20 protein-coding genes, 1 pseudogene and 1 riboswitch are annotated in these 21217 nt (G+C 39.8%); of the genes and pseudogenes, 17 read left to right on the top strand and 4 right to left on the bottom strand.

Annotation, left to right across the window (positions count from 1 at the left end; translation table 11 throughout):
- Positions 1-212: 212 nt before the first annotated feature.
- From EA341_RS02355 to mce, 3 genes are all read right to left on the bottom strand, one after another.
- The gene (locus tag EA341_RS02355; RefSeq protein ID WP_293011077.1) at positions 213-812 is read right to left on the bottom strand and encodes a hypothetical protein; all 600 of its coding nucleotides are present in this window, start codon (positions 810-812) and stop codon (positions 213-215) included.
- Positions 813-817: 5 nt separating this feature from the next.
- On the bottom strand, positions 818-1447 hold the full coding sequence (locus EA341_RS02350) for a hypothetical protein (protein WP_293011076.1): 630 nt from the start codon (positions 1445-1447) through the stop codon (positions 818-820).
- Between the two features lie 133 nt (positions 1448-1580).
- Entirely contained in the window at positions 1581-1979 is a 399-nt protein-coding gene (mce, locus tag EA341_RS02345; protein ID WP_293011075.1) for a methylmalonyl-CoA epimerase, read from the bottom strand.
- A gap of 519 nt (positions 1980-2498) precedes the next feature.
- Here mce and EA341_RS02340 point away from each other — a divergent pair.
- From EA341_RS02340 to EA341_RS02260, 17 genes are all read left to right on the top strand, one after another.
- On the top strand, positions 2499-3848 hold the full coding sequence (locus tag EA341_RS02340; RefSeq protein WP_293011074.1) for a CoA-disulfide reductase: 1350 nt from the start codon (positions 2499-2501) through the stop codon (positions 3846-3848).
- 258 nt (positions 3849-4106) lie between these two features.
- Positions 4107-4433 (top strand): iron-sulfur cluster assembly accessory protein, encoded by a 327-nt coding sequence (locus tag EA341_RS02335; protein ID WP_293011073.1) that lies wholly within the window; start codon positions 4107-4109, stop codon positions 4431-4433.
- Positions 4434-4573: 140 nt separating this feature from the next.
- Positions 4574-5668 carry a glycine cleavage system aminomethyltransferase GcvT gene (gene gcvT, locus EA341_RS02330; RefSeq protein ID WP_293011072.1) on the top strand — a complete coding sequence of 365 codons (1095 nt, stop codon included), beginning with the start codon at positions 4574-4576 and terminating at the stop codon, positions 5666-5668.
- Positions 5665-6375, top strand: a complete 711-nt coding sequence (locus EA341_RS02325; protein WP_293011071.1) for a 2-phosphosulfolactate phosphatase — start codon at positions 5665-5667, stop codon at positions 6373-6375. Before gcvT ends, EA341_RS02325 begins: the two co-directional genes overlap by 4 nt.
- Positions 6376-6500: 125 nt before the next feature.
- Positions 6501-7427 carry a ribose-phosphate pyrophosphokinase gene (locus EA341_RS02320; protein WP_293011070.1) on the top strand — a complete coding sequence of 309 codons (927 nt, stop codon included), beginning with the start codon at positions 6501-6503 and terminating at the stop codon, positions 7425-7427.
- A 40-nt stretch (positions 7428-7467) separates the two neighbouring features.
- Positions 7468-8046, top strand: a complete 579-nt coding sequence (locus EA341_RS02315; RefSeq protein ID WP_293011069.1) for a 50S ribosomal protein L25/general stress protein Ctc — start codon at positions 7468-7470, stop codon at positions 8044-8046.
- Between the two features lie 83 nt (positions 8047-8129).
- On the top strand, positions 8130-8690 hold the full coding sequence (gene pth / locus EA341_RS02310; protein ID WP_293011068.1) for an aminoacyl-tRNA hydrolase: 561 nt from the start codon (positions 8130-8132) through the stop codon (positions 8688-8690).
- 333 nt (positions 8691-9023) lie between these two features.
- Positions 9024-9575: a hypothetical protein gene (locus EA341_RS02305; protein WP_293011067.1), complete on the top strand. Its 552-nt coding sequence runs from the start codon at positions 9024-9026 to the stop codon at positions 9573-9575.
- Positions 9576-9982: 407 nt separating this feature from the next.
- A riboswitch (SAM riboswitch) is annotated at positions 9983-10081 on the top strand.
- A gap of 260 nt (positions 10082-10341) precedes the next feature.
- Positions 10342-11514: an aminotransferase class I/II-fold pyridoxal phosphate-dependent enzyme gene (locus EA341_RS02300; protein WP_293011066.1), complete on the top strand. Its 1173-nt coding sequence runs from the start codon at positions 10342-10344 to the stop codon at positions 11512-11514.
- A gap of 207 nt (positions 11515-11721) precedes the next feature.
- Positions 11722-12969 carry a serpin family protein gene (locus tag EA341_RS02295; RefSeq protein WP_293011065.1) on the top strand — a complete coding sequence of 416 codons (1248 nt, stop codon included), beginning with the start codon at positions 11722-11724 and terminating at the stop codon, positions 12967-12969.
- Positions 12970-12972: 3 nt separating this feature from the next.
- Positions 12973-13617: a hypothetical protein gene (locus tag EA341_RS02290; RefSeq protein WP_293011064.1), complete on the top strand. Its 645-nt coding sequence runs from the start codon at positions 12973-12975 to the stop codon at positions 13615-13617.
- A 163-nt stretch (positions 13618-13780) separates the two neighbouring features.
- Positions 13781-14659, top strand: coding sequence for a phytanoyl-CoA dioxygenase family protein (locus EA341_RS02285; RefSeq protein WP_293011063.1), 879 nt, complete (start codon positions 13781-13783; stop codon positions 14657-14659).
- Positions 14660-14671: 12 nt separating this feature from the next.
- Positions 14672-16678 (top strand): dehydrogenase E1 component subunit alpha/beta, encoded by a 2007-nt coding sequence (locus EA341_RS02280; RefSeq protein WP_293011062.1) that lies wholly within the window; start codon positions 14672-14674, stop codon positions 16676-16678.
- A gap of 99 nt (positions 16679-16777) precedes the next feature.
- On the top strand, positions 16778-17506 hold the full coding sequence (locus EA341_RS02275; RefSeq protein WP_293011061.1) for a 1-acyl-sn-glycerol-3-phosphate acyltransferase: 729 nt from the start codon (positions 16778-16780) through the stop codon (positions 17504-17506).
- Between the two features lie 18 nt (positions 17507-17524).
- Positions 17525-18991 carry a DUF5982 domain-containing protein gene (locus EA341_RS02270; protein ID WP_293011060.1) on the top strand — a complete coding sequence of 489 codons (1467 nt, stop codon included), beginning with the start codon at positions 17525-17527 and terminating at the stop codon, positions 18989-18991.
- 304 nt (positions 18992-19295) lie between these two features.
- Positions 19296-20630, top strand: coding sequence for an alpha-L-fucosidase (locus EA341_RS02265; RefSeq protein WP_293011059.1), 1335 nt, complete (start codon positions 19296-19298; stop codon positions 20628-20630).
- Positions 20631-20728: 98 nt separating this feature from the next.
- Positions 20729-20935, top strand: a complete 207-nt coding sequence (locus EA341_RS02260) for a hypothetical protein (protein WP_293011058.1) — start codon at positions 20729-20731, stop codon at positions 20933-20935.
- A gap of 33 nt (positions 20936-20968) precedes the next feature.
- On the opposite strand, the pseudogene EA341_RS02255 reads toward EA341_RS02260, so the two are convergent.
- A pseudogene (locus EA341_RS02255) lies at positions 20969-21217 on the bottom strand (transglutaminase domain-containing protein); the annotation flags it as partial.

Genomic DNA, 21217 nt, shown 5'->3' with positions numbered 1-21217 from the left:
TCCTATTTCACTTATTTCAGTTCTTTTTTCGGACATATCTTTCGTATTGCATTTTAGGTGAATAAATTCTTTCACCTTTCTTCATTTGCATGCAAAATTAAGCTTTATAATCGAAAAGGACTTCATTCCTTCAGGGAGATGAATACACCTCCATTTCAAGCACTTCAAAATACATTGCTGAATTGATTGAACGTTGCCTAAAAAAACAGAAACTACATTGAGGGAGATGTTGTAAATACCAGCCTCAGCCCTAAATGCCGTACTCCACGTCCTGCCGGTTCACGTACACCCCTTGCCTGATACATGGGGTTGATGAGGAGATTTTTGTTTCCATTGAGCCTAAGCTGATACCCTATCCCAAAGCCATATCCTGGATCATAAGTGTCTTCCCCCATATTCCAGGAAAAGTTTGGCCCTCCATTTAGAAAAATACGAGAAGACACATTCCACTTCAAGTAAAACGGAGCTGTAATCATATTTTCCCAGTCCATTGCCTCTACAATGTGGGGAAAAGCAGGAGTACCCCCACCGCGGACTAAAATCCTTGATCTCGAATAGGCGAGCCCAGTTTCAAAATCAAATTTTGGTGAAATTGCTCGGATGTAGGTAAACCCGAATGCAAAATATTCTCTTGGGTGGTAACTTGTTCCACCAAAATTCTCCCTTCCCACCAAAGATGGGTATCCAAATTCCACATTTCCTCCCCAATTGTTTTTTTGAGCATTAACTTCCAATGCAAAAAAGGCGAAAAGAAAAATCAAAGAGATAAAAGAAAGTTTTGAAGTGTTCATAGGCCTTAGTTTAGTTGGCATAATTTTCAAGGTTTGCTTGGTAACACAAAGACAGTCCGGATTCCCAGTTGCGTATTCCCATCCCAATTTCTTGGGAAATATGGGTTGGCATTGAAAGTAGGGGCGATCAATAAAGCATATTTTTCTCCCAAATTGAATTCCTTCCCTATACCCATAGAAAATCCCAATCGGAAGAAACCAAAGGATTCATTCGCGGAATGAACCAAATTAGGTCCTGCTTGCAAAAAGAACCTCCGGGGAAGCCATAACCTGAAATTAGCAGGAACCACCCAATAATTCATGGCTAGGTTATATGGCGGAATTGGTGGCCCAAATGGGTCTGATGGTGTCACACGAAATTGATTGTTGGAGTAAACTAATCCTGTCTCAAATTCCCATTTTTTGGAAAGAGGCTTTATGTAGAGAATCCCAATATCAAAAAAATACCTACCCTCAAAGCTTGGCGCTCCATCAGCATAACTGGGGATGTAATATGGATTCCCATAAGACGCCTGAATACCAAACCTCGCCTTCCCTGCCTCTTGAGCAAAACCCCATCCAGCACAAATCATAAAAACAGCAATCATAAAAATGGATTTCAATAGGTCGACCCTAGCACCATTTTCACAATTCCTCTTAAGATAAATTCCTGACATATTTCTACCCTATTTCAATTCTATTTCCATCATATTTCTACAGTATTTCCACATTATTTCAATTTATATCAACTAATATCAAAATAATCAAATCAATCTATAAAGCACCTAGAAAACCGATAATATAAAGAATCTATTTCTCCTGACACAACTCCACCAAGACCCCATTGGTAGATTTTGGATGAAGGAAGACTACCAATTTATTATCCGCTCCTTCTTTTGGGATTTCATTGAGGATTTCAAATCCTTCATTCTTTAGACGTGCCACCTCTGCATAAATGTCCTGGACATCAAAAGCGATATGGTGAATACCCTCTGATTTCTTAGCAATATATTTGGCAATGGGACTGTCATCCCTACTTGCTTCCAATAGTTCAATTTTGGTCTCCCCTATCTGAAAAAAGGAAGTTTTGACCCCCTCACCTTCTACTGCCTCTTCCTTATAATGTTCTTTACCCAATAGCCTTTTAAAAAGTGCATTGGACTGTTCCAGATCTTTAACTGCTATTCCTAAGTGTTCTATTTTCCTCATTTCGATATGGTTCTCAGTTTGGTCAAAATTACACTAAAAAATTAAAAGTCAGGTTGATCTAAAGAGTTTTCAACGTTCAGATTACTGTCATTATCTGGGGAACCTTCAAGTCTATAATGAGTAACCACATGGTTGTACGTTGGAACTAAAAACTCAAACACTTCACTTAACTTTAATCTTTTAATGAGGTATAGCAGGGGAGGATGAATTTCGACCGGGCCAGCGTTGGCCATGTGGGCGGATAGGATTCGAAATTCTAGATTTTTTGGCTACTTTTTCATCATGGAAAAAGTAGCTTTATAAATTAGAACTATATTTAAATTAAATATTTAGAATAGAATTAAAACATTATTTGCTTACATGCACTTAAGCGAGTATTCATATATTCTATCAATCCTACGCGTCAATCTGCGAAAACCTGAAGGACAAATTTTACTTTCGCGCTCTAAATCTCATTTTTCTACCAATAATTCTAAAGAAAAACTTATCTTAATCATTGGTAGCAAATTTATTTTTGAAATGTCAAGTACTAAAATTATTGTGATCGGTGGAGATGCAGCAGGCATGAGCGCTGCCTCAAAAATCCGAAGAAGTCACGAAAACTGGGAAATCACTGTTTATGAAAAAAGCCCGCATACATCTTATTCTGCCTGTGGAATGCCATACTACATAGGTGGGCTTGTATCATCATCTAAAGAATTGGTCGCAAGAAGCCCGGAAACATTTCGTGAAAAATATAACATAGAGGCTAAGCCTTTGCATGAAGTGATTCAAATAGACCCCAAAAAGCAAAAAGTCCTGGTAAAAGACCTGAAATCGGAAACATCTTTTTGGGACAACTATGACAAATTGCTGATCGCTACTGGAGCTTCTCCAAACAAGCCTCCACTTCCTTTCATTGACTCCAAAGGAATATTCTGTCTTTCCACTTTACAAAGCGGTATAAATACTTGGGAATTTATCAACAAACACAAACCCCAAAAAGCAGTGATAGTAGGCGGAGGGTATATAGGCGTAGAAATGGCTGAGGCCTTATTGGAAAGAGGAATGGATGTCACCTTGATTGATAGAAATCCCTATATCATGAAAACTTTAGATTCCGATATGTCGGAAGATATCTGTAGTGCTCTTACAAAGGCTGGGGTAAAATTGCATCTTGACGAAAACCTAACAGCTTTTGAATCGGGGGATGATGGCAAGGTGAAAAAAGTAATCACCGATAAAAATCAATTTGAGGCCGGGTTGGTTATTTTGGGGATGGGGGTAAGTCCTAACAGTGGCATAGCCAAAGAAGCAGGAATCAAACTTTGTGACACAGCCGCGATCATGGTAGATAAAAAGATGCAAACCTCAATTGAAAATATATGGGCTGCTGGAGATTGCGCTTCCTCCTATCACCAACTAAGGGAAAAGCATCTTTTTGTGGCCTTAGGCACCATTGCCAATAAGCATGGTTTGGTGGCGGGAAGTAACATGAGTGGAGAAGAAATGAAATTTCCCGGTGTGATTGGTACAGCCATTACAAAATTTCAGGATCTGGAGATTTCCAGAACAGGTCTCACGGAAAGAGAAGCCAAGGCTTTTGATATACCATACGAAACAGCTACCATTAAATCCTCAAATTTTGCTTCTTACTATCCCGGAAGCGGGGACATTAAAGTAAAACTATTGGTCCGTACCGAAAGCAGGGAAATCTTAGGCGCACAGATTTTGGGAAATAAAGGCAGTGCCAAAAGAATTGACACCATTGCCGCTTGCATTATGGGGAAATTAACCGCATATGAGCTTGCCATGATGGATTTGGCTTATGTCCCTCCACTATCGAACGTTTGGGATCCCATACAAATTGCGGCGAGAAGGTTAATTTGAAAATAGAATTTTCTATTAAAATATTCACTTTGGAATACTGCATCCGAAAATTTGGGTTAGGCTCAGGGTAATCGCTTTTACCCCAAAACCCTTCAAGGGTTTCCTCTCTTAAGGATTGTTAAACGTGATTTCCCTGGGATTAAAGTTTAACATTTGTAACTTTAAAGAAGCAAATTTACATTTGCTTTTGAATCATTTCTGCAAACTGAGTGTTTTCAATTTGCTTAATTTAGTAGAGGAATTTAAAAATTTACACATATGATAATCGTTTCTGACAAGGCCAAAGAAAGAATTCTTGAACTAAAACAAGAAGAAGGCCGCCAAGAAAATGAAAATATAAGGGTTTCTGTAAAGGGAGGAGGATGTTCAGGATTGATGTACGACCTTGGATTTGACGGAGATGCTTCGGAATCGGATCATGTTTTTGAAGATAAAGGAGTCAAAATCATCGTAGATAGAAAAAGCCTGCTTTATTTGGCGGGTACAACCCTTGAATTTACAGACGGTCTAAACGGAAAAGGCTTCCAATTTGTAAATCCAAATGCTTCCCGTACCTGTGGATGCGGAGAAAGTTTTTCGATTTAAAGATATTTGAAAAGTACCATATCTTATACCAGACTGAAAAGTCTGGTATTTTTTTTAAATATTGATCAGAGCAATTTTTTATTTTACCCCAGTTAAAAAGCTTTTATTACCTTTGCTCCAAAAGTAATAAAGCCCCAAAAATGACAGATACTATCAAAAAAGTTCAGCTTAACGACCTCCACGAAGCATTGGGAGGGAAAATGGTACCCTTCGCAGGATTCAATATGCCCGTCAGGTACAGTTCTGATATAGAAGAGCATAAAACCGTAAGAGAAGGAGTTGGTGTTTTTGACGTGTCTCACATGGGTGAATTTTTAGTAAAAGGCCCAAAAGCCCTTGATCTGATCCAAAAAGTTTGTTCCAATGATGCATCCAAATTAACCATCGGTCAGGCCCAGTACTCCTGCTTTCCCAATGATATCGGCGGTATAGTAGATGATTTGATCGTTTACAAAATGGCTGATGAGGAATATATGCTCGTGGTCAATGCCTCCAATATAGAAAAGGACTGGAACTGGATCAATCAACACAATACCATGGGTGCTGATCTGGAAAACATTTCTGATAACTTATCACTTTTTGCTGTTCAGGGCCCAAAAGCCATAGAAGCTGTGCAGTCCATTACACCTGTTGACCTTTCGGCCATCAAATTTTATCATTTCACGGTAGGAGAGTTTGCGGGAGTAGAGAACGTCATCATCTCAGGAACCGGTTATACCGGGGCTGGGGGATTTGAGATTTATGTAAAAAACCAGGATGCAGAAAAAGTCTGGAAAGCCATTTTTGATGCTGGGAAAGACTTTGGCATCAAGCCAATAGGACTTGGAGCAAGAGACACTCTGAGGTTGGAGATGGGGTATTGCCTATATGGTAATGACATCACCGATGAAACCTCCCCTATCGAAGCCGGATTGGGTTGGATCACTAAATTCACCAAAGACTTTATCAATTCGGAAAACCTTAAGAGGCAAAAAGAGGCAGGAGTGACCAAAAAACTGATTGGCTTTATTCTTCAGGAAAAGGGCATCCCTAGAGCCCATTATAAAATCACAAATGCTCATGGAGAAGAAATAGGTGAAGTCACTTCGGGTACCATGTCCCCCTCAATGGGAGTAGGATTAGGCCTAGGGTATGTAAAAACAGAATTGGCCACACCTGGTAACGAAATTTTTATAGCTGTGAGAAATAAGAGCATTCCAGCCAAAATAGAGAAACTTCCATTGTATAAGAAATGAGAAAAGTTGAAGTATGTTTAAGTCCGGAATTGATCCACTTATACGACCCTGAAGAGAAAATTGTAGTAGTAGTGGATATTTTCAGGGCTACCTCTACCATGATTGCAGCTTTGGCAAATGGAGTAACAGCAATAACACCCGTAATGGATCTGGAAACCTGTAAAGCCTACAAAGACAAAGGATATATAATCGCAGGAGAAAGAGACGGTAAAAGAGCCAATGGTTTTGAAATGGGGAATTCTCCAGTCGCCTTTTTTGAGGGGAATTTTCAAGGAAAAAAATTGGCCATGACAACGACAAATGGAACAGTAGCCATAGAGAAAACCAAATCCACTGCCCACGCTGTCCTGATTGGAGCCTTTGTCAATTTATCAGCCACCGTTTCTTTTATCCAAAATCAAGAAAAGGATGTTCTAATCTTGTGCGCCGGATGGAAAGGGAAATTCAACCTCGAGGACTCTTTATATGCCGGGGCTTTGGTCAGTAAGCTCCATCCGCATTTTGGTACAGACTGCGACAGTGCAATAGCCATGAAAAGCCTTTATGAAAGCAATGCACACAGGCAACAATTGTTTTTGGGCCAAGCTTCCCATGCCAAGCGACTTCAAAACTCTGGCATAGAAAAGGATATTGACTTCTGTTTGGAGGTAGATAAATATGACTTTATAGCCATACTTCAGGGCAATGAAATTTCAATATTGAAATAGTAAAGACCCAAAAACAGAATAAAATTTCACAAACATCATCACCAAATTCAGAATGATTGCAAATTTACCTACCTTTACAAGCATTCTGAAATCTATCATTTCACTGCAAAACCTTCCTTACTATCATGACCGAGGTCAAACTATTTTCCGGAACCAATAGCAACGAATTAGCTGAAAAAATCGCCAAACATTACGGTAAAAAACTAGGAGACCTGACCATTTCAAAGTTTAGCGATGGAGAAATGTCGCCTAGCTTTAATGAGTCAGTCAGAGGTTGTACTGTTTTCCTGATACAGTCTACCAATCCCACTGCTGACAATTTACTTGAACTTTGTCTTATGATAGATGCTGCCAAAAGGGCAAGTGCTTACAAAGTGTGTACTGTGATTCCTTACTATGGGTATGCGAGACAAGACAGAAAAGACAGACCTCGGGTATCCATTGCTGCCAAGTTGATTGCCAACATGTTGACCTCAGCAGGTGCAGATAGGATTATGACCTGCGACCTCCATGCTGGACAAATTCAGGGCTTTTTTGACATTCCTTTGGATCATTTGAACGGTTCAGCTATCTTTGTGCCCTATTTGGAAAGGCTGAACTTAGAAAACCTTATTTTTGCCGCCCCTGATGTGGGTGGTGTAGCAAGAGCAAGGTCCTATGCAAAGCACTTCGAAGTAGAAATGGTCGTCTGTGACAAGCACAGAAAAAGAGCCAATGAAGTAGCTTCAATGCAGGTTATTGGAGATGTGGAAGGTAAAGACGTCATCTTAATTGATGATTTGGTAGACACAGCAGGGACACTCTGTAAGGCTGCACAAATCATCATGGACAAGGGGGCAACTTCCGTGAGGGCAATTGCCACACATGGAGTACTTTCTGGAAAAGCATACGAAAATATTGAAAACTCAGTCTTAAAGGAGTTGGTTATCACTGACACTATTCCTCTAAAACATACGTCTTCAAAAATCAGGGTACTCTCAGTAGCAGATCTGTTTGCCAAAGCTATCCATGCGGTGACAGGCAATACTTCTATAAGTGCACTCTTTATTTAACAGAAAAATTTTATTCAATTATATACTTAAAACAGAACTTATGAAATCACTAGAGATTATAGGGTTTAAAAGAGCAAATCTCGACGGTGCAGAGCTAAAGCAGATCCGTGAAGAAGGCAATGTTCCATGCGTAGTCTACGGACCAGCTATTGAAGGACAGATTCATTTCTATACTCCTGCCATCCTGTTCAGAGACTTGGTTTACACACCAGATGTACACATGGTAGACCTCAATATTGAGGGTACTAAAATGAAAGCTGTATTGAAAGACGCTCAGTTCCATCCGGTATCTGAAGTTTTGTTACACGCTGACTTCTTGGCTTTCAGCGAAGACAGAGCCATCAAATTTGAGATTCCAATTGTTGTGAAAGGTACTTCTCCAGGAATCATAAAAGGTGGTAAGCTTGAAATCAAAACAAGAAGGCTTGCAGTTAAAGGTTTCGCGTCCAGTCTTCCTGATAAAATCGAGGTTGACATTTCTAACTTGGATCTTGGAAAATCATTCAAAGTTTCTGAATTGAAGCCTGAAGGATTTGAAATTTTAACAAGCCCTAATGTTTCTATCGTTACCATCGGTATCCCTAGAGCACTTAGAGGTAAAAAAGCTGAAACTGAATAATCAGCCTACAAACGATAATTTGAAATCCTGCTTAACCTTAAGCAGGATTTTTTATTTTTGCACAGCTTTCAAAATATAAGTGAATGAAATACCTGATAGTGGGACTGGGGAATATCGGTCCTGAATATGAACTCACCAGACACAATGTGGGATTTTTAACCCTTGACCGGCTTGCCGATAAATTCGGTGCGGCGTGGAAAAGCGGAAGACTGGCCTTTACGGCCGAGTTCAAACACAAAGGACGATCTTTCCACCTGATCAAGCCCACTACTTACATGAACCTCAGCGGTAAGGCTGTCAATTACTGGATGAAGGAACTGAATATCCCTAAAGAAAACATTTTGGTCATTGTAGATGATGTTGCGCTTCCTTACGGGAAATTGCGAATGCGTGGTAAAGGCTCTGCTGCAGGTCATAACGGACTGAAAAATATCGAAGCACTAACGGGCGGACAAGATTATCCTAGACTTCGCTTTGGTATCGGTGATGATTTTCCTAAAGGAAGGCAAGTGGATTACGTCTTAGGCCGTTGGTCTCAGCAGGAAATTGACGAGCTTCCTATTTTTATGGATAAGGCGGTCGAAATGATCATTGCCTTTGGTACTATTGGGATCAATATGACGATGACGCAGTTTAATGATTGATTTTATAGAAATATGGTTGAAATATACTTCGTGATATAAAGTAGAAATATGCCAATGCCATTTGGGGAACAAGTACGACTAAATAAAATAGAAACCGGAGCACAACGGGGATACCAATAATGAATTGATTAGGGATATTTTGGAAAATATTGTCCATCCTTACAGCAGCAGGTTACATTTCTTATTGTGTTGACTTTAAAACTATTTTCACTATCTCTCTAAAAGGGAAATTTTAGGCAATTCAACAAAATGTAATTTTGTTCTTGAAAATATTATGGTGAAACCGTACATTAAAAAGTAGGTTAATCATTTTATACTGAAGCTGAAAAGACCATGAAGCAATTCATAAAATATCCCTTATTTCTAATTGTATTTTCTTTAGGTATTGTTCATCATACCCTTGCCCAGAATACCTACTATCCCAACTTTATTGGGTTAAACCCAAGTTTGACTGTTGAGCCTTTTTATGAGCGAGGTGAAATGGACATTAATATTCTCCCAATTGTTTATCAAAGACCCATGAGAAAGCTTTTAGATTTAAGGCTAACCTCAATTGTCAACCTTGGTCTTAGGAACAGTGGAAATGAGATTAGCCACTTTGGGCTTGAGACAGCTTTACCCATATTTTTCAAACCTAAAGAAGTCACACAAGAAAGTTCAAGTGGTTTTTTTATTGCACCCATCGTTAGCCTGACTAGAAATAGAATGGAAGAACACAACAATGTGGGCATATGGCTTGAGCCAGGTTATAATTTATTGTTTGAGAACAGATTTGCAATGTCTTTTGGCCTACAGGTGGGCGCCACCTACTTTTCCTTTGACAATGGGCAAACCAAATGGGGTAATCACTTTGGAGTTAAAGTGATTTTTGGAAAATGGATTTAGATAAGGAAATCCATTCCTTGTAGCTCTTTTCAAAAATGGAGGTTCAATAGAAACCGCTTAAGAGGAACTTTTAGAATTTTAAACTCAATTCAACCTCAATTTTATGGATTTTCAATACCCCAAAGGGAGTATACCTCAAAATGCATTAATAGCCCTCTCCTATTTCCATTTTGTGAATAATGACTTTGCTCTAGGGACCTACCATAAAGCTACGGTTTCAAGTCTACTTTTACTTTATTTCAACTTTATTTCTATAATATTTCAACCATATTTCTTCCATTTTATACTGAATCGCTTTGCTCTCATTGCATGCGTTGAAGCTCTGGTTTCAACTTTCTTTCACTAATAATCATCCATTTTTTTGAATTACGGTTTTTGGAAACTTACTTTGTATCACTTTAGGAAAAGATTTATAAAGAAGAGGTAAGAGATCAGGCTCGATGACCCTCTGGCAACCATCCGCTAGGAAAGGTGCCAAAACCTGCCCAATGAGGGAACTATAAATTGGAAATTATGCAATTGATTCAGCTTTACAATTTATTTAGGGATTCAACCAAGTATTTTATTCTTGGTACAAAGTACGATGTACCACGTACCATGTACCAAGCCTCTAGAATTCCAACAAATATCTCCAAATATCCCCTTCCTTATTTCAACTATATTTCTGCCTTATTTCGACCGTATTTCGACCAACACGAATACCACGTAATATCAACCAATATCTCAATATCCTTAACCCTATTTCAATTCTATTTCTACTAAATATATGTCCCATTTCGAAACCAACGCCATCCGTATAACCGCATCCAAATCAAATCAGAGAGAGCATTCCGCACCTTTATACCTTTCTTCCAGTTTTACTTTTGACACTGCAGAAGAAGCAAGGGCCATGTTTGCTGATGAAATCGAGGGGAATATTTATTCCAGGTATGCCAACCCTAATTCCACTGATCTGATTCAGAAAGTCTGTATTGCAGAAGGAACCGAGGATGGTATTGCAACTGCTTCAGGAATGGCGGCTATGTTTGGGAGTATGGCGGCTCTACTTCAGCAGGGAGACCATATTCTGGCTTCTCGTTCTTTATTCGGATCTACACATCAGCTTTTGACCAGGGTTTTTCCGAAATGGGGCATCAGCTCAACTTATGGTGACATTTCCGATTATCAAAATTGGGATAAGCTGCTACAGCCCAACACCAAAATGTTGTTTATCGAAACACCTTCCAATCCCGGGCTCGAAATCATTGACTTGGAATGGGCGGGGAAATTTGCAGCAGCACACAAGTTGATCTTGGTAGTAGATAATTGCTTTGCCACCCCCTACCTGCAGCAGCCTGCCAAATGGGGAGCACATATTGTCACCCATTCAGCAACCAAATTTATCGATGGACAGGGAAGAGTTTTGGGAGGATTGATACTGGGAAATAAGGAATTGATCAATGAGGTGCAATTTTTCGCCAGACATACCGGACCTTCCATTTCACCCTTCAATGCATGGGTTTTGTCTAAAAGTATGGAAACACTGGCTGTAAGGATGGACAGGCATTGCGAAAGTGCCTTAAAAATTGCTACCTATTTTGAGGGGAATGCCGAATTGGAAGGTGTAAAATACCCTTTCCTCAAAAGCCATCCTCAATATGCACTTGCCAAAAAACAAATGAAACTTGGGGGAGGGATTATCACACTTTCCTTAAAAGGTGGAATCTCAAGGGCACAAAGATTCATAGATCATCTTCAAATGATTTCCTTCACTGCGAACTTGGGTGACAGCCGTAGCATCATCACCCATCCAGCCTCTACTACTCATAGTAAACTGAGCGAGGAAGAAAGAGCAAAAGTAGGAATCACTGATGGACTCATTAGACTGTCTGTCGGCCTTGAGCATCACGAAGACATCACCAAGGATATAGACAGAGCATTGGAGAAATCGAAATTTTAAAAATTGAAATCAAATGATTGAGGTATTATCCTTTTTATCTTAAAGATTTAATTAATAGCCAAATCATGGCCATGGTTCATATACCATAGAAACTTAGCTTGGAATAAATCAAGTTACGACGTTTTCACAAGTGCTACATTTTTTTTAAAGAATGTAGCACTTTCTTCTGATATGGCGTCTAGAATACGTAACCAAACGATTCGGGTCATGAAAAAATCAGCTTTTCTTGTATTAGTTATCCTTTTCTTAAGCATTTCCTGTATTGAAAACATGGAACATATTGCCAGAGAGGCAAATCTCCGGACATTGTCACAAGAAGAACTAGAATTATCCGAATCCAGTACTTTATTTGCTATTGACCTTTTTCACCAGTTGAATGACGAGGGAGAAGTAAATCAATTTTTCAGTCCGTATAGCATTCACCAGGCACTTTCCATGACTATGAATGGAAATGAAAACCCGGTACTTCAGGAATATATCAAAACGCTTCGTTACGAGAAGATGAGCGTTGAAGAGGCAAACAAAGGATCCAGAGACCTAAAACAGTTCCTCACTCAGGTAGACCCCAAAGTAGACCTGACAATTGCCAATGCCATCTGGTACAAAGAAGGATATCAGGTGAAAGCCCCTTTTAAAGCCATAGCAAATGATTACTACGACGCCGAAGTTGCTCCATTGGCAATGCCAGATCCTAACTCAGTCAAAATCATCAATGACTGGGTGGAGAAAAAAACCAAAGGAATGGTCAGGGATATTCTGGACGTTATCCCTCCCAATGCAGTCATGTACCTGGTCAATGCCATCCATTTCAAGGCGGATTGGAAATTTCAATTTGATTCCAAAAAAACCAAAAAAGAGCCCTTTTATCCTAGCCCTTCCTCTCCTATTCAGGTAGACATGATGGACTTGGACAAACCGGGAACTTTCAAGGTATTTGGAGGAAATGGGTACCGTTATCTGGAAATACCCTACAGCACGGGACAATACAATATGGCAATTCTTTACAACGAATCAGGTGACCTTAGTCAGGTGGCAGCTGCCCTCTCTTTTGAAAATTACAAAAAATGGATAGAAGAAAGCCAAGAGACAAATTTCATTCTGAAAATGCCAAAATTCAAAATGGGCTATAAAATCGAAAACCTTGCCGATGACCTGATGGAAATGGGTTTGGTTACTCCTTTTGGCTTTCATGAAGATAACTTTACCCAATTGTTTGATACGCAGACTGATTTGCTGAAAATTTCACGTGTAATCCATGATGCATTGATAGAAGTCGATGAAAAAGGAAGTGAGGCCGCAGCTGCTACAGTTGTTGAAGTACTTGAAAGGTTCAGTGCCGGACCTTCAGTCCCCCCTTTAATCACTTTAGACAAACCCTTTATTTTCTTTATCCAGGAAAAACACAGTGGGGCGATTTTGTTTATGGGCAAATTGGGTGATCCTTCAAAACTGTAAGATATGCCTAAAATTGCCTCTGCTTTATTCCTATTTGTGCTGGTCACTTTGGCATCTTGTGCTGATGATCCTGAACTCCCCGCGAGTACCTGTGGGGATTCATTTTTATATGGCAGCGGAGAAGATAGTTACACTTTGACTTCAGTACCAGGGAGTGTATTTATAGAACTTCAGGATCCTGAAAATCCAGAAGCTCAAATTGAAGCTTTATTTGCTGAATATGATTTCTTGGATAATACTAATTTCCCTCAAGGAAACACTTTAAGAAGGTTTCCCGCACTTCTTAAGGACACAAGCTGTGAAAACTTATTTGAAGTCCTGAAAATCCTCAATCAAGATGAAAAGATTTCAGCTGCTACCCCAAAATTTGAGCCGGATGGACCCGGCATCATGATCCGTCAATTCTGGACACTGATCAATGGAATATCAATCATGCCTCATGAACCCGAAGACGAAGCTAATATATTGGAATGGGCGGATAGCAATGGCCTTGAATCCAGAGGCTCTTCTTATGGAACATTACTATTCAGGGTAAAGCAGGTATCAAGCGGCTTTGAGCCTCTGGAAATTGCCATCAAAGCCAAAAAAGAGCTGGATGTGCAATGGGCAACAGCCGATTTTTTAATACCTATCTGGAGAGGGCCATAAAAATTAATAGAATTCAATGCCTATAAATCCCAAATTCAAAAATTGAAATCAAGTCCTTCTCAGCTTCATTTGGAAAATTAATACCCCCAATATCCCTCTTAATAAAAATCAATTTTTTACCTCCATTCTTTTTCTTAATTTTTAGAATCAAACCCAATCACCTATGCAAGACCTTTCCAGAATCCACCGTCCCATCACAGACTTATTTCCACAACCTCAATCCGCCAAAGAATGGGAACAATACAGGCTAAGTCAGGAACAACTGGATTTTTTTTATGAATATGGCTATCTCAGTGGCATCAAATTACTTGAGGAGAATCAAATAGAAGTTTTGCGTGCTGAACTGGAAAAACTACAAGATCCTGACCACCCGCTCAATCACCTTTTCCACGAATACCACAGCAATGAATCAGGTGATCCAAACACCGTACTTTTTCACTCCCTTGGACATTGGAGAATTTCAGAAGCTTTTCACGATGCCATCTGGAATCCTGCCTTCGTGATGGCAGCCCATCAGCTTTTAGGCGAAAGGGGATTGAGATTCTGGCATGATCAATTGTTCTGCAAGCCGGCCAAACACGGAGGCGTGGTGGCTTGGCATCAGGATTATTCCTATTGGACCAGAACCATCAAGATGCAGCATTTGACCTGTTGGTGTGGTCTTGATGATGCAGATGAAGAAAACGGCTGCTTGCACTATATCCCAAAAAGCCATACTTGGGGGTTATTGGAAAAACCGGCCTTGGCAGGAGATATGGATGGCTTGAAGGCATTTATGACTGAAGAACAATTGAAGGATTTCAAACCCGTAGCCATTCCACTGAAGGCAGGCCATGCTACTTTTCACCATCCTTTAATGGTACATGGAAGTTATCCAAACCACTCCGAAAGAAGCCGCCGGGCATTTGTGCTGAATGTTTTTGCGGATGGCACCATTTCCAATACCGGTGATGAGTTATTGAAAGGAGTACCCGTAATCTCTAAAGGACAAAAAATGGAAGGGCAGTTTTTTCCCTTGCTATTTTCGGCTAATTTGGTGTAAAATTTCAGCATTATGACCAACCCAAATGTAGCCGAGAGCCCCATTTCATTCCAAAAAGGAAGATTAAAAAAGGAGACGTTACTTAAACTTTATGAATCCCTCTTGATGCCTAGGAGGATAGAAGAGAAAATGCTTATTCTTCTCCGTCAGGGTAAAATCTCTAAATGGTTTAGCGGCTGGGGACAAGAGGCCATTTCTATTGGAGCCGTGGAAGCCCTTGCACAAGATGAAATCATCTTACCCATGCACCGGAATTTGGGGGTTTTTACAGGAAGGCAGGTTCCCCTAGAGCGGTTATTTGCTCAATTTCAGGGTAAAAAATCAGGATTTACCAAGGGGCGTGACAGGTCGTTCCATTTTGGATCAATAGAACATCATATCGTAGGAATGATTTCCCATCTGGGACCACAGATGGCCATTGCAGATGGTATAGGTTTGGCACATAGGCTTTCTAAGGAAAGGAAAGTATGTTTGGTCTTCACAGGTGATGGAGCTAGTTCTGAAGGAGATTTTCATGAAGGGCTCAATGTGGCAGCTGTGTGGAAGCTACCAGTAATATTTGTAGTTGAACATAATGGTTATGGACTTTCCACACCCAGCGATGAACAGTTTGCCTTCAAGCAATTTATCGATAAAGGTCCCGGCTATGGTATGGAATCTGTCAAGATAGATGGCAATAACATTCTGGAAGTTTACCAGACCATTCATAAGCTGGCCAAGGATATCAGAGACAACCCAAGACCGGTACTGGTCGAAGCAGTGACTTTCAGGATGCGCGGACATGAGGAAGCTTCAGGAACTAAATATGTCCCTAAACAACTGATGGATAGCTGGGCACTGAAAGATCCGGTAGAAAATTACGAACAGTACCTTGAAGAAAATGGCTTCCTGACTTTGGAAGAAAAAGAACGTATCAACAAAAAAATCAAAGAAGCCATCAATTTAGGTCTTGAAAAAGCTTTTGGAGAGGAAAACATTAAGCCTAACCTAGAGGAGGAACTCAATGATGTTTTTAAGCCATTCACACAGAAAATCATCGCTCCCAGCACCGATTCCAAGACAGAAAAACGCTTTGTGGATGCCATTTCAGATGCCTTGAAACTATCCATGGAAAAATATTCCAATCTGGTCTTGATGGGTCAGGATATTGGAACATATGGAGGGGTCTTTAAAATCACAGATGGTTTTGTCAGCCAATTCGGAAGAGCAAGGGTTAGAAATACTCCTTTATGCGAAAGTGCCATTATAGGAGCTGCTTTGGGGCTTTCAATCAAAGGCTATAAAGCCATGGTGGAAATGCAGTTCGCGGATTTTGTTTCGGTTGGGTTCAATCAAATTGTCAATAACCTGGCAAAAATCCATTACCGTTGGGGTCAAAATGCGGATGTTGTTATACGAATGCCAACAGGTGCGGGAGTTGCAGCTGGTCCATTTCATTCCCAATCCAATGAGGCCTGGTTTTTCCATACACCAGGATTAAAAATTGTATACCCGTCAAATCCATACGATGCCAAGGGATTGCTTAATGCTGCCATAGAAGATCCCAATCCATATTTATACTTTGAACATAAAGCATTGTACAGATCACTTTCTGAAACCATTCCCGATGATTACTATACTGTAGAGATCGGTAAAGCAAATTTGGTAAAAACAGGGAGTGAGGTCAGCATCATCACCTATGGGATGGGCGTACACTGGGCAAAAGCCACAGTTGAAGAAATTGGCTGTGATGCCGATATACTTGACTTGAGAACACTTTCCCCTTGGGACCAGGAAGCTGTAGCGGAAAGTGTCAAAAAAACCGGCAAAGTGATTTTTCTGCAAGAAGACTGTCTTACGGGAGGTATAGGTGCTGAAATATGTGCTTGGATTTCTGAGCATTGCTTTGAATTTCTTGATGCTCCGGTAATGAGGGAGGGTAGTTTGGACACCCCTGTGCCCTTTGCCCCAACATTGGAGAAAAATTTTCTCCCAGTTCAGCGCTTTGGGGAAAAGCTAAAAGACTTGTTAGCCTATTAAAAAAAGAGACCCCTGAAAACCGTTTTCAGGGGTCGTTTTGCAAGCAAAGAGTGAAAGATTTGTTTACGATACTCCAAAAGTAACCAAATACATGAGATTATGAAAATCTTACAATGGATTTACACAGCTTATGCAGCTTTGTTATTCGTTCTTTTAATGCTGATTTTTGGCCTTTTTATTATCATCCCACTGATTTTAAGTCCTAGAGGAGGAAAGATATCTTTTATTTTCATCCGACTTTGGGCAAGCATTTGGTCTTTTTTGGTTGGGATTAAGTATATGGTTCATGGCAGAGAATATATTGATCCCAAAAAGGCCTATATATATATTTTTAATCACCGTTCTTTTATTGATGCACCTGTAATTCCCATGGCGATTCAGCAGGAGGTAAGGGCTATAGGTAAAAAAGAATTATCTAATATACCCCTATTTGGATTGATTGTTTCCAGAGTGGCTGTATGGGTGGATAGAAAAAGTGCAGCTTCCAGAAAGGCTTCAGTAGCCATTTTGAAGGATATTTTAAAAAAAGGAATCTCAATAGTAGTAGCACCTGAAGGGACCAGAAATGATACTAAGCAGACTTTATTGCCCTTTCAAAAAGGAGCATTTAGAATCGCTATAGAAACCGGCACATCAATCATGCCCATGGCGGTCATTGGCTCTGATCACATTATGCGCAGAGGTTCTCTGCTGATGAAGCCCGGTAAAGTGCATATTTATTTCTCCAATCCAATAGACCCCGAACAATACAGCAAAGAGGATGGTTATATAAACCTGGCCAATAAGTGTTTCAATAGACTTGAAGCCATGATTCTTACCCATGAATGATGAACCAAACACTATTCTATGTTCCTAAGAAGGTCCTTATTTTCTTTTTTTATTCTTTTTATTTATACCATCAGCCAAGCTCAAAATGACACTTTACCTTTCTCCATAAGTGAAAAAAGAAGAATTTCTGAAGATAAACTTTCGTCTAAAAAAGAAGGGTGGTATATAACGGGATTACCTAGATTGGGATATGATCCTATACAGGGTATAGGCATAAGTGCTGATGGGGAAATCTTCAATAACAGAACTTCTGATGATCCATTTTTCGCATACACACCATATCGTGAGCGAATTACATTTTCGGTCGGATATACTCAATTTGGGAAAGTATCAGCAGGATTGGGCTTGGATATGCCTTATTTTTTGGATACCAAATGGAGGTTGAGAGCTCGTTTTGCATTTTCTGACAATCCCAATAAAATTTACTTCACTCCAGGCGAAAATTCCTTGGAATCCCTCTCCTACAGAGACAGAGTAACAGGTGAATTTGTCGAAAATGCCCGTTATAACGACTATAGGAGGGCGCTTTCTGTGATCAGACCTCTTCAAAATCCTTGGGAAGGTGAGGTGCCTGGTGTAGATTACACCGATAGGAATTTTCATTATAACCGCTATACCAAATATGCATTGGATCTCATCGTGGAAAGAACATTTATGGAAGGTGACCTAAGACTTGTTTTTGCAGGTGGTGTGATTGATCTGAGATATAACCCATATGATTTTGAATTAGAAGATAGGGCATTGGATTTAGATGGAAACCGGGTGGAAGCCAGAAATGGACTTACGCTAATAACCAGAGATTTTTTAGAGGCAGAAAGAGGCGACCCTGATTCCTATTGGGTACAGAATAACATTACAGGTTATGAGGGTGGTTTTTCTGTCAAATTCAAAGCAGGCTTGATTTATGATACTAGAGACTTTGAACCTGACCCTTCAAAAGGTACCTTGGCAGAATACTCATTGGGCTACACTGCCCCATGGATGGGTTCCGATTTCCATTATAGTCGACATCAGTTCCAATGGATGCAGTTTCAGAAAATACTTGGTTTCCTTCCTAATAAAAATGTTTTGGCTAGTAGACTGATGTTAAGTACCATTGGAGGTCCTGAGGTATTTTTTAGAGAAGTTTTTGATATCTGGAGTGCAAGTCAGGGAAGAATCGGGGTGCTTGGAGGAGAAGACACCATGAGGGGTTTTAAGAAATTTAGATTTGGGGGAATGGCCATGGGAATGGGAAATATTGAGTTACGGAGCAGCATAAGCTCATTTTCCTGGTTAGATCAAGATTTTGAAGTTTCTGCTGTACCATTTTTTGACTTTGGTCGGGTATGGGATGGAATTCAAAATATCAACCTTAAAGGATTCAAGTACAATCCTGGTCTCGGTGCCAGAATTGCCTGGAATCAGTCTACTATTTTGAGATTTGATTATGCCAGATCTGCCGAGGATGCACAGTTCTTTTTTGTTTTTGGGCAAATTTTTTAAGTTCCTGTAACTATGAATCATGTACATGTAGATTGTTCGACCTAAAAAAAATTCTATTCAATACCCCGAAATCAGGGTGAAGAATATTTTTACCCACATACAGGCCGGCAAGTATACATGGATATCCTCTCAAGACAGGCAATAAGATTAATTTATGAGGATACTTATATTTGAAGTAAGTTCATGGGAGGCTAACTTTTCTCAAATTTTCCGAGTTCGGTACTATTTTAGCCAAAATTCCCTCCAAAATTTATCATCTGATAATTTTTCACTACATTTTACAATTCATTAAACCCAATACCCTATGCGATGTAATATCCTGAGAAGCTTTTTCTTCCTAAGCCTTTTCCCAATCCTTAGCCTTCAAGTATTTGGGCAAAAAGATTATCAACCCAGTGAAGAAAATCTAAAAAATAGAGAATGGTTCCAAGATAATAAATATGGGCTATTCGTTCATTGGGGAGTGTACTCAGTCATGGCTGGTGGCGGTGACATGGGGATCGCAGAATGGATTATGAACCAAAAGCAAATTCCAATAGTCGCCTATGAGAACCTACCCAATTACTTCAATCCAATAGCATTTGATGCAGAAGAGTGGGTCGCTATAGTCAAAAAAGCGGGAATGCGCTACATCACCATCACTTCCAAGCATCATGATGGATTTGCGATGTATGATTCCAAAGTCTCCGATTACAATATCGTCCAAAAGACGCCATTCAAAAGAGATGTACTTAAAGAGCTGAAAGATGCTTGTGATAAAGAAGGTATCAAATTGTTTTTTTATTACTCTCAGCTAGATTGGCACCATCCAGATTATTACCCAAGAGGAAGCACAGGAAAAGGATATACTGGAAGGCCTGATTCAGGAGAATGGAGGAAATACATTGATTACATGAAAGATCAGCTCACAGAATTACTGACAAATTATGGGGAAATTGGTGGAATTTGGTTTGATGGGCAATGGGATAAATATGAAGAAAACTGGTACTTGGATGAAATTTACAGTCATATTCACAGCTTACAGCCAGGAGCATTGATTGGTTCCAATCACCATTTGGCACCATTCCCTGGAGAGGACTTCCAGATGTTTGAAAGGGATCTTCCTGGAGAAAACACCATGGGCTTTAATAAAGGTGCAGAAATTTCCCGTGAGTTACCGCTGGAAATGTGTGAAACCATGAACGGCAGCTGGGGATACAATATCAAAGATAGAAGATTCAAAAGCTCAGAGCAGCTTTTGGAAACCATGATCAGGGCTGCAGGCTATGGTGCCAATTTCTTACTCAATACCGGCCCTCTTCCGAATGGTAAAATCCAATCTGAGAATATTGATACGCTGATGCTTATGTCTAAATGGCTGGATAAATATGGCGAGACAATTTACGGTACAAGGAAGGGGCCGATTGACCCGCGACCCTGGGGAGTGACTACTCAAAAAGACAACAAAGTTTTTGTTCACTTATTGGCTTGGAAAGACCAATCCATCCTGATTCCAAACATCGATAAGAAGGTGAAATCCGCAAAACTACTATCTGATATGAGCAATATTAAGTTTTCAGAAAGTAAAGAAGGCATTATACTTACCATACCCTATGAGAAAAGAAAACCCTTGGAAACCATAATAGTACTCGAATTTTAAATTTGGAGAAACTGCCTGATATTTTGGGATTTAAAGAAGCTTTTTATTTACATTAGAGTTTATTTAAAAAATTAAATCACCAACCAAATCCAATTCTAATGAAAATTTTAAAAAATATTAAGTCACTTTTGACCTTGGTATTTGTTTTCGGATTCCTATTTGCAGTAGTAACAACATCCTGCGGACCTAAGAAATCTGAATCTGATGATACCGAACAGGTAGAAGAGCACCCTTCGGAAGATGAACATCCTTCTGATGGCGATGAGCATCCATCGGATGGAAATGAGCATCCTTCACAAGATTAACAAAAATCAAGGGCAGCCAAATGGCTGCCTTTTTTATAGGGCCTTTCGAACAAAAGAAAATGTTGTCTTTGGAAATAGCTCACCAGACTCGGATTCCATTATAGGATAAGCCAAAAAGTTAATAGGTCCTCCTGATGGACCAGGATCGACAACTAAATCTCTACCCTGACTAAATTCAATCCTATTGGCAGGATGTCTGCCAAAATAGTACGTAGCAAGCGCCGTATATTTATTTCCTTCTGAAATATCAACTGGCCACCATTTTCCTTCTGCATAGAATTC

This window comes from Mongoliibacter sp., from assembly GCF_007692705.1.
Lineage (GTDB): Bacteria > Bacteroidota > Bacteroidia > Cytophagales > Cyclobacteriaceae > Mongoliibacter.
The sequence above is the reverse complement of the archived record's forward strand: the minus strand, read 5'-3'. Positions and strand labels throughout refer to the sequence as shown.